Annotated in this window: 29 protein-coding genes and 1 tRNA gene; 25 read left to right on the top strand and 5 right to left on the bottom strand. The window is 63.6% G+C overall.

Features of this window, described 5'->3' with window-relative positions; translation table 11 throughout:
• Positions 1–47 precede the first annotated feature (47 nt).
• The 4 genes from ATY76_RS23670 to ATY76_RS23655 form a co-directional block, all read right to left on the bottom strand.
• On the bottom strand, positions 48–314 hold the full coding sequence (locus tag ATY76_RS23670) for a hypothetical protein (RefSeq protein ID WP_088677146.1): 267 nt from the start codon (positions 312–314) through the stop codon (positions 48–50).
• The gene (locus tag ATY76_RS23665; RefSeq protein WP_088677145.1) at positions 311–802 is read right to left on the bottom strand and encodes a hypothetical protein; all 492 of its coding nucleotides are present in this window, start codon (positions 800–802) and stop codon (positions 311–313) included. Before ATY76_RS23665 ends, ATY76_RS23670 begins: the two co-directional genes overlap by 4 nt.
• Before the next feature lie 143 nt (positions 803–945).
• A tRNA-Met gene (locus tag ATY76_RS23660) sits at positions 946–1,024 on the bottom strand.
• Positions 1,025–1,131: 107 nt separating this feature from the next.
• Positions 1,132–1,383: a hypothetical protein gene (locus ATY76_RS23655; protein ID WP_088677144.1), complete on the bottom strand. Its 252-nt coding sequence runs from the start codon at positions 1,381–1,383 to the stop codon at positions 1,132–1,134.
• 77 nt (positions 1,384–1,460) lie between these two features.
• Here ATY76_RS23655 and ATY76_RS23650 point away from each other — a divergent pair, with 77 nt between their 5' ends.
• Complete coding sequence (locus ATY76_RS23650; protein WP_348627528.1) at positions 1,461–2,174, top strand: LexA family transcriptional regulator; 714 nt, start codon at positions 1,461–1,463, stop codon at positions 2,172–2,174.
• On the opposite strand, the gene ATY76_RS23645 is transcribed toward ATY76_RS23650, so the two are convergent.
• A complete protein-coding gene (locus tag ATY76_RS23645; RefSeq protein ID WP_088677143.1) occupies positions 2,171–2,398 on the bottom strand; it encodes a hypothetical protein in 228 nt (75 codons plus the stop codon). The genes ATY76_RS23650 and ATY76_RS23645 overlap by 4 nt on opposite strands.
• A 236-nt stretch (positions 2,399–2,634) precedes the next feature.
• On the opposite strand from ATY76_RS23645, the gene ATY76_RS23640 reads away from it, so the two are divergent.
• From ATY76_RS23640 to ATY76_RS23535, 24 genes are all read left to right on the top strand, one after another.
• Positions 2,635–2,814, top strand: coding sequence for a hypothetical protein (locus ATY76_RS23640; RefSeq protein ID WP_088677142.1), 180 nt, complete (start codon positions 2,635–2,637; stop codon positions 2,812–2,814).
• 68 nt (positions 2,815–2,882) lie between these two features.
• Positions 2,883–3,206, top strand: a complete 324-nt coding sequence (locus ATY76_RS23635) for an acetyltransferase (RefSeq protein WP_088677141.1) — start codon at positions 2,883–2,885, stop codon at positions 3,204–3,206.
• A gap of 2 nt (positions 3,207–3,208) precedes the next feature.
• On the top strand, positions 3,209–3,412 hold the full coding sequence (locus ATY76_RS23630; protein WP_088677140.1) for a hypothetical protein: 204 nt from the start codon (positions 3,209–3,211) through the stop codon (positions 3,410–3,412).
• Entirely contained in the window at positions 3,409–3,558 is a 150-nt protein-coding gene (locus tag ATY76_RS33805; protein WP_190233721.1) for a hypothetical protein, read from the top strand. The genes ATY76_RS23630 and ATY76_RS33805 overlap by 4 nt, the downstream gene beginning before the upstream one ends.
• 1 nt (position 3,559) lies before the next feature.
• Positions 3,560–3,910: a hypothetical protein gene (locus ATY76_RS23625; protein WP_088677139.1), complete on the top strand. Its 351-nt coding sequence runs from the start codon at positions 3,560–3,562 to the stop codon at positions 3,908–3,910.
• Positions 3,900–4,172: a hypothetical protein gene (locus tag ATY76_RS23620; RefSeq protein WP_088677138.1), complete on the top strand. Its 273-nt coding sequence runs from the start codon at positions 3,900–3,902 to the stop codon at positions 4,170–4,172. Before ATY76_RS23625 ends, ATY76_RS23620 begins: the two co-directional genes overlap by 11 nt.
• Complete coding sequence (locus ATY76_RS33800; protein WP_190233720.1) at positions 4,162–4,311, top strand: hypothetical protein; 150 nt, start codon at positions 4,162–4,164, stop codon at positions 4,309–4,311. The genes ATY76_RS23620 and ATY76_RS33800 overlap by 11 nt, the downstream gene beginning before the upstream one ends.
• A 71-nt stretch (positions 4,312–4,382) precedes the next feature.
• Positions 4,383–5,279 (top strand): hypothetical protein, encoded by an 897-nt coding sequence (locus ATY76_RS23615; protein WP_141105041.1) that lies wholly within the window; start codon positions 4,383–4,385, stop codon positions 5,277–5,279.
• The gene (locus ATY76_RS34295) at positions 5,276–6,034 is read left to right on the top strand and encodes a hypothetical protein (RefSeq protein ID WP_245310043.1); all 759 of its coding nucleotides are present in this window, start codon (positions 5,276–5,278) and stop codon (positions 6,032–6,034) included. Before ATY76_RS23615 ends, ATY76_RS34295 begins: the two co-directional genes overlap by 4 nt.
• Complete coding sequence (locus ATY76_RS23605) at positions 6,027–6,647, top strand: hypothetical protein (protein WP_141105040.1); 621 nt, start codon at positions 6,027–6,029, stop codon at positions 6,645–6,647. The genes ATY76_RS34295 and ATY76_RS23605 overlap by 8 nt, the downstream gene beginning before the upstream one ends.
• A complete protein-coding gene (locus ATY76_RS23600) occupies positions 6,644–6,901 on the top strand; it encodes a hypothetical protein (protein WP_088677135.1) in 258 nt (85 codons plus the stop codon). Before ATY76_RS23605 ends, ATY76_RS23600 begins: the two co-directional genes overlap by 4 nt.
• A complete protein-coding gene (locus ATY76_RS23595; RefSeq protein ID WP_088677134.1) occupies positions 6,894–8,069 on the top strand; it encodes a phage Gp37/Gp68 family protein in 1,176 nt (391 codons plus the stop codon). The genes ATY76_RS23600 and ATY76_RS23595 overlap by 8 nt, the downstream gene beginning before the upstream one ends.
• On the top strand, positions 8,066–8,533 hold the full coding sequence (locus tag ATY76_RS23590) for a helix-turn-helix domain-containing protein (protein ID WP_088677133.1): 468 nt from the start codon (positions 8,066–8,068) through the stop codon (positions 8,531–8,533). The genes ATY76_RS23595 and ATY76_RS23590 overlap by 4 nt, the downstream gene beginning before the upstream one ends.
• Complete coding sequence (locus ATY76_RS23585; RefSeq protein ID WP_088677132.1) at positions 8,530–9,015, top strand: hypothetical protein; 486 nt, start codon at positions 8,530–8,532, stop codon at positions 9,013–9,015. The genes ATY76_RS23590 and ATY76_RS23585 overlap by 4 nt, the downstream gene beginning before the upstream one ends.
• Entirely contained in the window at positions 9,012–9,443 is a 432-nt protein-coding gene (locus ATY76_RS23580) for a DUF4326 domain-containing protein (protein ID WP_088677131.1), read from the top strand. Before ATY76_RS23585 ends, ATY76_RS23580 begins: the two co-directional genes overlap by 4 nt.
• The gene (locus ATY76_RS23575; RefSeq protein ID WP_088677130.1) at positions 9,440–9,934 is read left to right on the top strand and encodes a hypothetical protein; all 495 of its coding nucleotides are present in this window, start codon (positions 9,440–9,442) and stop codon (positions 9,932–9,934) included. The genes ATY76_RS23580 and ATY76_RS23575 overlap by 4 nt, the downstream gene beginning before the upstream one ends.
• A complete protein-coding gene (locus ATY76_RS23570; RefSeq protein WP_088677129.1) occupies positions 9,928–10,146 on the top strand; it encodes a hypothetical protein in 219 nt (72 codons plus the stop codon). The genes ATY76_RS23575 and ATY76_RS23570 overlap by 7 nt, the downstream gene beginning before the upstream one ends.
• The gene (locus ATY76_RS23565; RefSeq protein ID WP_088677128.1) at positions 10,143–10,394 is read left to right on the top strand and encodes a hypothetical protein; all 252 of its coding nucleotides are present in this window, start codon (positions 10,143–10,145) and stop codon (positions 10,392–10,394) included. The genes ATY76_RS23570 and ATY76_RS23565 overlap by 4 nt, the downstream gene beginning before the upstream one ends.
• Entirely contained in the window at positions 10,394–10,621 is a 228-nt protein-coding gene (locus tag ATY76_RS23560) for a hypothetical protein (RefSeq protein ID WP_088677127.1), read from the top strand. Before ATY76_RS23565 ends, ATY76_RS23560 begins: the two co-directional genes overlap by 1 nt.
• Entirely contained in the window at positions 10,618–11,175 is a 558-nt protein-coding gene (locus ATY76_RS23555; protein WP_190233719.1) for a DUF1643 domain-containing protein, read from the top strand. The genes ATY76_RS23560 and ATY76_RS23555 overlap by 4 nt, the downstream gene beginning before the upstream one ends.
• 14 nt (positions 11,176–11,189) lie before the next feature.
• Positions 11,190–11,861 (top strand): hypothetical protein, encoded by a 672-nt coding sequence (locus ATY76_RS23550; protein ID WP_141105039.1) that lies wholly within the window; start codon positions 11,190–11,192, stop codon positions 11,859–11,861.
• The gene (locus ATY76_RS23545) at positions 11,858–12,124 is read left to right on the top strand and encodes a hypothetical protein (RefSeq protein WP_088677125.1); all 267 of its coding nucleotides are present in this window, start codon (positions 11,858–11,860) and stop codon (positions 12,122–12,124) included. The genes ATY76_RS23550 and ATY76_RS23545 overlap by 4 nt, the downstream gene beginning before the upstream one ends.
• Positions 12,121–12,522, top strand: coding sequence for a hypothetical protein (locus ATY76_RS23540; RefSeq protein ID WP_088677124.1), 402 nt, complete (start codon positions 12,121–12,123; stop codon positions 12,520–12,522). Before ATY76_RS23545 ends, ATY76_RS23540 begins: the two co-directional genes overlap by 4 nt.
• Positions 12,522–13,043 (top strand): hypothetical protein, encoded by a 522-nt coding sequence (locus ATY76_RS23535; RefSeq protein ID WP_088677123.1) that lies wholly within the window; start codon positions 12,522–12,524, stop codon positions 13,041–13,043. Before ATY76_RS23540 ends, ATY76_RS23535 begins: the two co-directional genes overlap by 1 nt.
• Positions 13,044–13,073 lie beyond the last annotated feature (30 nt).

Raw genomic sequence — 13,073 nt, 5'->3', positions numbered from 1 at the left:
CGCCGCGACGGATCCTGTTCAACATCCGCTGCGCCCTTGCGCGGCGGTCACTCAGCTCTCATCAGCCTGTTGAGAAACGCCCGGCCGCTGTCGGCCAGGTGGATCACGTCCTCGTCCCTGCGGTCGCGCACGGCGAATCCGGCGACCAGCACCCGGCCGAGCGCGTCGCGATCGCGGTTGCTTTCGAGCCGGTACGGTCCCTGCGCCAGCATCACTCGGCGCATCAACGCGATGCCGCGCGCCCCGACCGCGCCGCACGCGGCGCTGCGTGGCTGTGAATGTTCGGCGCCGGCGTAGGGAATTTTCCGGTTCACGACGCCTCACCCACGACCTTGAGACCGGCCTTGACGCCGCCCGAAGCCTTGATCACGGCGAGCGCCGAGCGCAGATCCGATGCCGCCCGCTCCAGCCCGCTCGCCAGCCGGTCGACCGTGGTCGCCTCGGACGGCGTCACCTGCCCGTCGCTGATCGCGACGGCGATCGCGTTGGCGACCTCGGCGGATTGCCGCATCAGCTCGGCATGGCTGGTCAGCACGTTGATCTCGGCCTTGCGCGCCTCGTCCGGATCGGTCAGCCGGCGGCCGTTGGTTTCGGCGAGCACCGCCGTCACCAGCGCCTGGCCGCAATCGCGCTCCAGCACGGCGATCGCGCCGACCGGCATCAGGTCCGGCTCGGAACCGTTGTTCCAGCGGCCGACCTCGCTTTTCGAATAGCCCGATTTCTCGACGACGCGCATGATGCCGCCGCAGCGTTCGATCAGGTCTCTTTGCGCCGCCTTCACGCGGTAAAGAAATGCGTCCATGTCCTTCACTCCAGACAACAAAAAACAGTTTCCCGGGCCGGGAATTCCGGCCGGTTATTCCCGTGGCGGGAATGCTTCGGAAATGTGAGAACTCAGCCCATCACGAGATCACGGGGGACCGCATGACTGGGCGAACACGGAAATGGTTGCAGGGGCAGGATTTGAACCTGCGATTTCGTGGTTATGAGCCACGCGGCTTGGACCGGACTTGCCCACCCTGCGGAAAAGAGAAGGCGCGCCGGACGCTGGGGGTCCGCCCGTCCGGCGCGAGGTGGCGCGGCGAAGGTTGCATCCGTCGCGCTTCTGGGAGAGATGGCCGGGCCGCTTGTTCATGCCGCGGCCTCCGGAGCTTCGGAATAGGGAACGTCGCGGGCAACGCAGTTTGCCCGGTAGAATTCCTCCGGCCCGAAGCTCGTTATCGGAATCAGAATTCGCCAATGGCGGTCGGGAATGCCGGTATGACGCCACTTGTAAATTGCGTCGCGGGTGATCGCGACGCCCGCGTCTAGGCATGCGCGCTCAATCGCCGCGACGCCGCCCGCCTCCTTGATGATCTTAGCTACCGTGATTTCCGCTTCCATGCATGCACCTGTACTAGATTTTAAATCTAGCTTCAAGCCATGGGAAATCTACACCAGAAAAAAATTCCGGATTTAATATGCGCTTTATGACTTGGTGGAAAAGATTAGATACCCGACGGCAGGAGCTCGGATGGAGCGGTGCGGAACTTGCACGGCGCGCGGGTATTCCCTATGCAAACATAAACAAATATCTGAACGGCAAGATTGAGCAGCCGCGCGGCGAAGAGATGCAGAAGCTGGCGACGGCGATCGGCAAATCCGTCCTGTGGCTGCGCGACGGCCTGGAGCTCAGCGACGTCGAAGCCGCCCCGGTCGAAGGAAGGCTCTTGCCGGTCGCCGTTGTCGGAAAGGTGGAAGCGGGCACGTTCCGCGAAGTTGACGACATGGACCAGTCCGAACGAGAACTCCTGTCTCTTCCTGCCGACGATCGCTTTCCCAGCGCCCGCCTGATGGCTTTCGACGTCTCCGGCGATTCCATGAACGATCTCCGCCCGCGCCCCATCCTGCCGGGCGACAGGGTCGTCTGCGTCGCCTATGAAGATATCGCTCATGAAGCGCCCTTGCGGGATGGAATGGTCGTCGTCGTCGAGAGAAGCCGCGACGGAGGCCAGACCCGGGAATGGTCCGTCAAGCAGATCGAGCTGTATCAGGACCGAACCGAGTTCCATCCGCGATCGACCAACCCCAAGAACAAGCCGATCATTGTCCCCCGTGACCATACCGCCGACGAAGGAACAATCGTCCACGTGATCGGCCTCGTCCGCAGGATCGTCAACGACCTTCCGTTCTAGCCGCGCCGGCGCCAGGCGCCGACCAGGCGGCCTATCGCGCTCTCGCATCGGGGGCAGCAGAAGCGCAGGTTTGCGAGAAAATTGCTTTCGATCAGCTCGTCCACGCTGTCGGGCGCATCGTCGATATCCGGCACTGCGATGCGCCGCTCGCTCTCGCGCATGCAGTTTTCGCACCTGATTTGCAGGTCAAAAACTCGTGATATCTCGCCGACCGTGAGTTGCATGCTGTTCTCCTTTAGTTCCCATTAATCCAAAGATTGCAGCAGGAGTCGAGTCGAATCAGCGGTATAGATTTTATTTCTATCTCCCTATTGACGATTTCAGAATGTAGATTTAATTTCCATCTCGTCCGGTGATCCTCCTCCCTCACCGGAGCATGGCGCGCAAGAGACGTCGCCGGTCCGCACTCTTGCGGCCGGCGGCGGGCCGCCGAGGAGCCGGGAGGATCAAGGAGATCGTCATGAAGACCGCTGAAGTCACCGCCGCTGACCGCCGCGACCGCCAGGAGATGCTGCGCCTCTATCAGGAGCGCGGTTCCCAGACCGAAAAGACCCTGCTGGCCGCCGGCATCAGCCTCGAAAGCCAGGCGCGCAATGCGCCGTGGGTCGCCGAGCAGGTCAAGCTCGCCGAGGCCGCCTGAGATCCGGTTTCGGCTCCCGCTCCGACCAGGAACGGAGCGGATCCCGAAACGGATGAACGGAGGGCTTCATGACATCCGAGGTTTTCGAAAGTTGGGCGATCGTCGAGCTGATGGGCCACCGCAAGCGCCCCGGCTACGCCAAGGAAGTGGAGATCGCCGGCGGCAAGATGCTGCGGGTCGATATCCCTGTCAGCGACGACGAGAGCGTAACCGAGTTCTATGGAACGCCGGCCATCTACGCGATCCGGCCGGCGACCGAAGAGGTCTGCCGCGATATGGCCTATCGCACCTATGGCATCGATCCTCGCCCCGTTCGCCCCGTGGATTACAAGCCGCGCCCTGCAATCTCCGCCGCTGACGAAAGCGGTCAGGATGACGACGGGGAGTTCTGACCATGAACCACTTCACACCCTTTCTACCGGCCGCCGCCATCTCCCGCGGCACCCCCCGGCCGAAGTCCAGCAGTCGCGATATCGAATCGCGGCTGCTGGAAGCCTCACGGATGCGCAAGCAGATGCAGGACCGCCTGACGGCGTCGGCGCTGCTCGCACTGTCCTTCGGCCTCACCTTCGCCGCCGCCCTGCAGGTGGCGTCATGACGGTCACCGGCTACATCACGCTGTTCTTCGGCGTCTTCGTCGTCGCCAGCTTCGGCGCCTGCATTCTGATGCTGGTCGGCAAGGGTTGCAGCGGCATCCCCGGTCGCGCCCGCGCGACCACCCGCCGCCGGGCCGGGAGGCGCTGACATGGCCGAGATCCTGCACTTCCCCATCCCCGCGCCGCGCCCGGCGCTTCGCCTCGTCAGCGATCTCGACGACCAGGTCGAGATCGAAACCTGCACCATGGCGCACAAGCTCGTCGCCAAGGCGATGGAGAGCATGGGCGCGGCCGACCTCGATCTGAGAGCCGTCAACGTCATCCTGCTCGATCGCGGCGGCGATGTCGCCGAGCTCGTCAGCGAGGAGACGGTCGTCAGCCTCTGCCACGCCCTGATCGCCGTCATTGACGCCAAGGGCTGCCGCACCGCCGACCGGCCGCTGCGCAACGCCGCCGCCAAGGCCATCGCCGAGAGGGAGGGCGTCTATAATGACGGCTGAAACCATCGCCTTCGCGCCGGCAAAGCCCGCGCCCGCCAGCAGCCTCTATGCCGCCGCCTTCGCGGCGCTGAAGATCCGCATGCCGCTTCGCCACGACACCAGCTGCTGCGGCACGATCGTCGATGCCGACGGCAACATGGTCTGCGTCGTCGACATGCACGGCGAGCGCCCGGATGCCGAGGTGGCCGATATCGCCGAGCTGCTGCTGCTGGCGATCAACGTCCACGCCGGCTTCCTCCCGGAGGCGCGCCATGCCGGCTGAAACCCTCTTCCGCGTCCACTTCGAGGACGGCACCAAGCTCGACATCACGGCCGCCGATGCCACGGCGGCCGGAAAGCGCGCCAGCGACCAGCACGCCGGCATCATCAAGAAGGTCAAACGGGTGAAGGGGAATGGCTGATGGCGCGCGGATATAGGGAACGTCTCGAAACGGCGACCGCAGATGCCGCGAAGCGTCTCGCAAACCACGTTATGGTCGAGGAGCCGGTAAAGTCTTTCCGGTTCCACATGCATTCCGTCGACAAAAAGGTGACCAAGCGGCAGGAAGGAGCCTATCCGTTCCTTCGCGTCCTGCCGCCAGCCGAGGGCGCGCAGTTCAAGTACAATTCCACTTACGCGTATACGCTGACTTGGACGCCCGGTCACATGACGATCGTCGGTGATATCGGCGAGCTGACAGTCGTGCATTACAACGCGATGCCGACGCTCGAAGCAGCGTGCAACTGGCTGCAATCCTCAGACTACGACTACCTGCTCTCCAAGACCAACGTGCAGCGCGAATTTCAGCGCGGCGCCACGATCGACGACATTTGGCAGACGATCGCGCAGGAGGCACTACCGTCCATCAGAGCGATCGACGAGGAGTGCGCTGCTTACGAAAAGGAAAAGCCGAAGTGGCGCAAGCGCGACGGCATGACCAAAGACGAGTTCGAGCAGGAGCTACGCTACTGGAAAGAAGATCAACCGAGAATCCAGTACCGCTTCGAGGAGGTCGAGCGGCCTACCTATCTCGAAAACCGCAATCTGTGGCGCCAGTGTGAACGCGACGGTTGGCGGGTGCCCGAAGGTTTCTACTGGGCCTTCCGCGCCTGGACGGAACTGAAAGACGGCCATTACGGGCTCGACAGCGACCCCAACTTGTTGATGTCGGCCGAAGGCATGGCCGGACTCGAAGACGCTTTGCGGAGCCGCCTCGACGGTCTTGCTGAAGACGAAATCCTGGGTTGGGTTTACCGCGACCTCGGCTTCGAAGACTACTCCTCCATTCGCGAATATTCGCACCACGCCTTCTTTCAGATCGCCGCCATCCAGCACGGTGCGCGCATGATCCTTGATCGGCTTTTTTCAGACGAAAGGGCGGCCGCATGACCGACCTCCTCCAGCGCGTCGCAGAGAACGTCCAGGAACACATGGACGCCATCCTCGAAAACTTCAAACCGGACGCCAAGATCATTGTTCTCGTTCGCTTCCCAGACAAGCCGACGGCGGACTTCTGCATGACGGGTGATGATCTCAATGCCGTCGCGGAAATGGTCGAGCGCCGCCGGACCAACAAGCCGTCGCCGGGAAACCGTACCATAACCGGAGAGACGGTCAGGGGAGAGGCTTGTCACCTCTCCCCGCCTGACATCTCCCTCTGGAAACCAGAACCGGACGCGCTCATTCACCAGGCGCTCGGCAAGGCTGGTGAGGAAGCCAGCGAACTTGCTGCGATCCTCTTCCGCTGCACGATCCAGGGCCTCGACGGGAGCGAGCCGGTTTCCGGCAAGCCGAACCGCAAGGCGCTGTTCGATGAGATCGCCGACGTGCTGGCCGCCACCCAGTGGCTGCGCGATCTGATCGGCGACGATTTCGACCAGGCTCGCTTCGATCGTAAGCTCGCCGGGTTCCGCCTCTGGCAGACCATGCTCGAGGAGGATGCTGGGCACGGCCATTGCGACATCTGCGCCAAACCGATCGTTGCCGACGATATCTGCGCCACCGATATCGAAATGGGCACCTGCCACGCCGCCTGCCTCGAGGGCACGCCCGTCGTGGATCTGAACACCGGCGAACCGACGAACGGCGAGATCGAAACTTACCGCTATGGCGATCTGGCGCCGAAAGGCGGAGCCGATGTTTAGTCGCCGCACATTCCTTCGAGGTGTCTCCATATTGGCGGTCGCTCCCGCCTTACCGAAGGCCATCGCACCCGCTTCAGCGGCAGTGGCGCAAGTGCAACCGGCGACCACCATGTGGGTCGGCGGCCATTATGGCGAGTACGACTGGAGCCCGATCAATGCCAATACGCGTGAAGAGGCGATCCGCGAGCTGCTGAATTCCTGGGGCTATTACGACCTCGAAGAAGGCGAGACACCAGAGGATGCGCTGAAAAGCAACAGTCTCACGCTCGAACGCGCCAGCGGGATGGACGGACTTCAGGTAGAGGAGATCGGAAATCACCACTGGATCAGCGCCGGCTTTGGCTCGCATTGCTCGCGATGCGATACCGAATGCAGTCCCGAAGAAGGAGCCATCGTCATCGGGACAGAGGTGATCTGCGAGGATTGCAAGGAAATCAGGGATCTTTTGATCGATGACCCGGAACGTGCCGAGGAGCGGCTGGTCGAAGTGTTCATGATGAACGACTGCGACGAGGCTGCCGCACGTGAGGTTCTAATTCGGGATGTCGACGTGGATATTATCCCGTCCGACATGTGGGCAAAGTGCCTCGCAGAAGCGAGGGCAGAACAATGACCGCTAACCATCACCCCTGCTTTTCCTGCACCCTGCCCGATTGCGACGAGCGCGATCGGCGCTGCGGCCTCAAACGCGCACTCAACATTTACCACTCGCTGCTGAAGCGCAAAGAGCCGATTCCAGAGAGGGTCCGCGTGGCCCGCAACCACGCCTACAACGAACTTTACGGCGAGCGCCACCGCGAGATCTCGGCCGAGCGGTACCAGAAACTTAAGCTTGCAAGATCCGAAGCGGAGCGCGCCAATGTCTGACGGCACCAAGATCGAATGGACCGACGCCACCTGGAATCCGATCACCGGCTGCGCCATCGTCTCCCCCGGATGCACCCACTGCTACGCCATGAAGCTCGCCGGCACGCGCCTGCAGCATCACCCGAGCCGCGCCGGTCTGACGCGCGACAGCAAGGCCGGCCCGGTCTGGACCGGCGAGGTGCGCTTCAACGAGCAGTGGCTCACCCAGCCGCTTGAGTGGACGCGCCCGCGCATGATCTTCGTCTGCGCCCATGGCGATCTCTTCGCCGAAGGCGTGCCGGACGAGTGGATCGACAAAGTCTTCGCCGTCATGGCGCTCGCCCCGCAGCACATCTTCCAGGTGCTGACCAAGCGTCCGGAGCGAATGCGGGAATATCTGACGACGCCGATGCGCCAGCACAAGATTGTCAACGCGCAGCTCGTCCTGCCGGGCGAAATTCCGTCACCGGGCATATGGCCCCACTTGCCCCTTCGGAACGTCTGGCTCGGCGTCTCGGTCGAGGATCAGAAGCGCGCCGACGAGCGCCTGCCCATCCTTCACGAAATCCCGGCCGCCCTGCTTTGGGTGTCGAACGAGCCGTCGCTCGGCCCGATCGACTGGAAGCGCTGGCTTCCGACGGGCCGGCGCGCCAGAAGCCCGCAGGGGCACGACTTCATCGCCGCGCATTATTTCATGACGAAATGCGAGCATTGCGGCTGGATCGGCTCGTCCGAGCTGCAGCACGTCAGCCCGATCGCGGACAGCGGCGATGCCGACGTCATCTGCAACGCCTGCCACCAGACCACCGCCTGCGACGAAATTCCGCGCATTGGCTGGATGGTCGCCGGCGGCGAGAGCGGCCCGGGCTGCCGCCCCATGCATCCACACTGGGCCTACGCGCTGCGCGACCAGTGCGCGGACGCCGATATCCCCTTCCTCTTCAAGCAATGGGGCAACTGGATCGTCGCCAGCGCCGAGAACGGCCACCACGACAGCAGCATGGCGACGAACGACGCCATCTGGCTCGACGTTGACGGCCGCCAGGCCAAGCCCAGCTGCGACGGCATGCGCGAGCCGATCGGCATGTTCCGCGTCACCAAGTCCCGCGCCGGCCGCAAGCTCGCCTGTGTCGAGCACAATGGCTATCCGCCCCTTCCCGCCCATTTCGCCAAGGAGGCAGCAGAATGACGAAGCCGAGAAAACTGCCGAGCGACGAGGTCTTGCGCCAGCTGATCGAAAGCGGCCTCACCCGCGCCCAGATCGCCGAGCGCTACCAGGTGCATCGCTCCACCCTTCAGCAGAAGCTGGCGGACCTCGGCCTCGCGCAGGCCGCGCAGGAGCCCGGCCAGCGCCGCCCGTTCCAGGTCGAGGAGGTGCGGAACCTGCTCCGCGCTGGCATGAGCTTTTCCGATATCGACCGCCACTACGGCCGCACGGTCGGCTGCGCCTGGTGCTTCTGCCGCAGCCGCGGCCTCATTCCCGAAATCCCCGATACCGACATCCGCGACGACAAGATCGTCATCGGCATCACCGCCACCGCGACCGACAAATCGGGCAGCGCCCGCACCGTCCGCATGGCCATCAGCCTGCCGCCGATCAGCATGTTCGCCGCCGCACGGCTGCAGCGTGGCGAGAGGAGGCCAGGTCGATGAGCGACGAGATGAAGTGGCTGCCGGTCCGCTGGATGGATGAATATGTTCCGGATCCGCAGGGCGATCCGAACGCTTTCATCGGCTACAATGATGAGATCGGATTTTATCTGAGGCCGGTCGAGGATCAGGATTCGAACTCCCCCGATCAAGACTTCGGTGCGATCGAGGTAAAGGAGGGTGAAACGGTCCGATTCTACGCCATGGAAAACTATGGCGATTTCACCTTGATCGTCCGTGATGACGGGACGTTCGAGACCGACCGGGAAATCCCCGCCAAGGCCAACTGCTTCCGCCTGGACCGCGACACCGATACGCTGCAGCCGAGCCTTTCCGAGCTGGTCAATAACGGCTACTTCGGGGAAACGCTTAAGCCGGGCTCCCACGATATCGACGCTTACTGGTGGTCTGAGGAGGAATATGCCTTCGCCTTCAGCATCGTCGACAGCAAGGGCCGGCTGACGCAGGTCGGAGTGGTTCAATGACCGTTCCCGTCCGCCTACAGTTATCGCGCGCCAAGGGCTTCAACCTGCAGGCCGCATCGCGAGCCGCCAATGGCCTTGCCGCCGTCAAGGTGGACCGCACCTCGCCCTTCGGCAACCATTACGCCTTCAGCAAGGATCCTTTCGCCAAGCCTTCGATCTGGGATGTCTTCACCCACGGCACCATCGTCAAGAGCTGCTCGTCGAAGCAGGAAGCGCGCGATTTCGCCATCGCCTGCCACAAGGCCGAGGTGTCGGCCACAGGGCCGCATAACACCCGCTATCGCTATCCCGTCCCGACGCCGGTCGATATCGCCAAGGCGCTGCGCGGCTTCAACCTCGCCTGCTGGTGCAAGCCCGGCGAGCCTTGCCATGCCGATATCCTGCTGGAGATCGCCAACGCACCGCTGCAAGAGGTCGTATCGCGATGATGATGAAAGCCCTCACCGTCTGGCAACCATGGGCGTCGCTGATCGCGATCGGCGCCAAGCCCTACGAATTTCGTGGCTGGCGGGCGCCGCAATCGCTTATCGGCCAGCGCCTCGCAATCCATGCCGGAGCACGGCCGATGAAGCGCGCCGAGGTTCTGGCGCTGCGCATCAACCTTGCCAATCCCGGCCGCCACCCGACGCCCTGCCTCAAGCCGGATCTCGCCATTCCGCTGCTCGACAGGATCCTTGAGCAGAGCAAGCGCGATGTAGCGACCTTTCTTCCGCTCGCCCACGTGCTTTGCACGGTGATTGTCGGCGAGCCGAAGCGGGGCGACGAGTGCGCCCGCGAGTTCGGCGAGAGCGCCGGCAACGACAGCGATCGCGGCGGCACCTTCAACTGGGGCTGGCCGATGCTCGACATCGAAGCCCTGGAGCCGCCCGTTCCTGCGCGCGGGCTACAGGGCCTCTGGAATTGGAGCGACCCATGCTGAAATCCGACCCCGTCGCCGGCACGGCAAAAATCTTCTGCGACAGCTGCTCCGCCTCGCTGGACTCGGTGATGGACGCCGACCCGCGCGCCGCGCGCGACAAGGCCGTCCGCGTCGCCAAGATCGCCCGCTGGCTGATCGAGCGCCACGCCGGCGCCTGGCAGCATTTCTGCCCGGCCTGCCGCCAGACCAGAAACAGGGGATCGCTGATATGAGCAGGGAAGCCCAGATCCAGATCCGCGACCTGATCGTCGAGATGATGGCGAACGGCGTGCGCACCGGCGTGTTGACCCAGGTCGAGGCCATGGCCGCATGCTCGGGCGCCTGCGCCGCGATCATCGCCACCATGATGCTGCCGGAAAACCACGCCGAGGCGCTGGAGATCACGATCGAGCAGCTGCCGATGCAGGTCGCGGCCCACGCCGCCGAGGTGGCGGCACACCGCCGTGCGAGGGCGAACTGATGCCTGACCACATCAACATCAACCATCCCGACAACCGAGCGAAATACCGCTACGAGATGCTGGAGATCGTCCAGCTGCGCGCCCGCGTCCAGACGCTGGAAAACTTCCTGCTCAATGCCGAGAGCGACCTCGAGGCGATCTTCACCAGGATCGAGCGCGGCGACGAGGTCGAGCTGCACATGCAGAGCGGCGCCGTTTTTGTCGTCACGGGAAAGAAGCGCAAATGACCCTCGATCTCTTCAAGCCGGATATGCGCCGAAGCGCCGAGATCTCCGATTGCGGCCGCTATCGCTACGAGCTGCGCCGCACATGGGACAAGCAGAAGCCCATGCTGGTCGCCTGCATGCTCAACCCGTCGACGGCCGACGCCGAGAAGGACGATCCGACCATCCGCCGGCTGATCGCATTCGCCACGCTCTGGGGCTTTGGCGGCCTCTGCGTCGTCAACCTCTTCGCCTTCCGCGCCTCGCACCCGAAGGACCTGCCCGGCAACATCGCCGAGGCGGTCGGCCCGGACAACAACCTCTATATCGACAGCGCCTTCACCATGGCCCGCCACCGCAACACGCGGGCGCTCGCCGCCTGGGGAAACCTGCCGCCGCAGATGATCGCGACGCGAGACAAGCTGCTCGCCCGCGCCCGCCACCACATGGTGCACCTCACCTGCCTCGGCACCACGCTCGACGGTTCCCCCAAACACCCCATGGCCCGCGGCCAGCACCGCATCCCGAGCGACCAGCGGCCGATCATGTTCCAGAACGCGATGGAGATGCCGCAATGACGAGAGGATATCTCATGAAGCCGGATGAAGCGCGCGCCATGGCGGTCCAGCTCTGGGACGCCATGACCAGGATCGCGCAGCCGGAAACGCTGGAAGGCGTGCCGGAGCAGGATCAGGCGGAGAAGCTGCAGCTGATCGCGATCGAGGCCATGTCGACGGCGCCATCGCAGGCGGCGCGGGAAATGACGATCAGTCGTCGGCGCGAGATCCGCGAGGCGCTGTCCGTCAATATGGACGCCGCCCTCACCGCAATCGACCGCCTCCGCTGCCACGCCACCGGCAATAGCGATGTACGATTCGAGGCGTCGGATGCCGAGGAAGTCTTGGATCATCTTGAGGTCTTGGCAGGGATGCATCAGCCGGAGCAGACACAGGCTCTACTAGATGTCGCGGCCGAGCGCCGACGCCAGATCGATGTGGAAGGCTGGACGCCCGCCCACGACGACCAGCACACCGATGGCAGCTTGGCCCAGGCTGCCGCCGCCTACGCCCTCAAGGCTCGCAGCGACGAAAGCCATGCCAACGGCAAACGCATGCAGGTTCCGTATCTCTGGCCGGACAGCTGGCACAGTTCATGGTGGAAGCCGAAGGATCGTCGTCAAGACCTCGTCCGCGCCGCAGCCCTCATCATCGCAGAAATCGAGCGCATCGATCGCGCCAGTGCAACGGAGGGCAGCAGCAAATGAAGGTCAGCGAGCTTCGAGACGCTCTCTCAGAGATGCCGGGCGAGATGAACGTCCATATTCCGAGCGGCGAAGGCGTCATGTCGGTAAAGCACATCTTCCGATTGAACTTGGTTGGCGTCGAGCAATTTGCCGAAATCACCATTTTCGGAGGCGACCCACACACCCCTGATATGGAAGACAGCAAGATCGAGCGCTTCACCGGATTTAAAAACCGGGACGAGCTTATCACCGCCTACCTCACGCTGAGGGATGGACAGCCATGAAGCGCGCCGACTTCATCACCATGCTCGACGGCGAATTCGCCGAGGGCTGCGAAATCCTCGACATCATGCAGATGGCGGTAAACGACCCGGACGCAGTCCTTACCGAAAGGGAGAAGTGCCGCCTTTTCATGGGCCGGTATCTTTATGCTGCTGCGGTAGAAGCGACCAACAGAGCAACCCAGCAGTTCGCGATCGCGCCGGCAGACCTGATGGCCGACTTTTGGGCGATGGCCGGCGAGGCCGTCGGATGCGTGACGGTCCAGGCTTTTGATTCCGCCCCGCGCTCCCGCCGCGCCGTCCGAAAATTTGCCAAGGAAACGATGATGTCAGGATACGACCACCTCATCGCGCTGGTCGACGAGCACGACGCAGAAGCGAAGAAGGCGAAAGACTCCTGATGGCAACCGAGGCGGAAAAGCGCAAGCTTGAGCAGCTCCGGCTTTCGCTGGAGATGGTCGGCCGCGACTGGTGGGCCGAGGCCGACGGCGAGGCGACGCGCCTCATGGTGCGCGACCCTGCCGACGGCGAACCGCGGCCGATCGCCACCTTTGCCGCCGATGCGCCGGCCGCCTTCTTCACCTTCATCGTCGGCGCTGCCGATGCGACGGCGCTAACAATCGATCTGCTCGATCGCTGCCGCCGCGCCTATCGCGAGCTCGCCCATAACCAAGCCGGCAGCCAGCCGAAGCCGAAGCGCTATTCCGCCGAATGCGCGATGAAGTGCCGCAACGACCAGGCCTTCCGCCAATACCTCATCGAGCGCCACGACCTGCGCGACACGGCCGACTTCGAGCGCATCAAGACCCGCATGCACTCGATCCTCAACGTCCAGTCGCTGAACGAGCTCGACACCGACGAAGCCGCCGCCGCCCGTTGGAAATCCCTGCGCGCCGATTTCGACCACTGGAGGCGCCCATGAACGCCAAGGGAGGCAGCCATGTCTGACAAT

Origin of the sequence: Rhizobium sp. R339 (assembly GCF_002211395.1) — a bacterium.
Lineage (GTDB): Bacteria > Pseudomonadota > Alphaproteobacteria > Rhizobiales > Rhizobiaceae > Rhizobium.
This window is presented reverse-complemented; position numbering and strand designations above follow the sequence as displayed.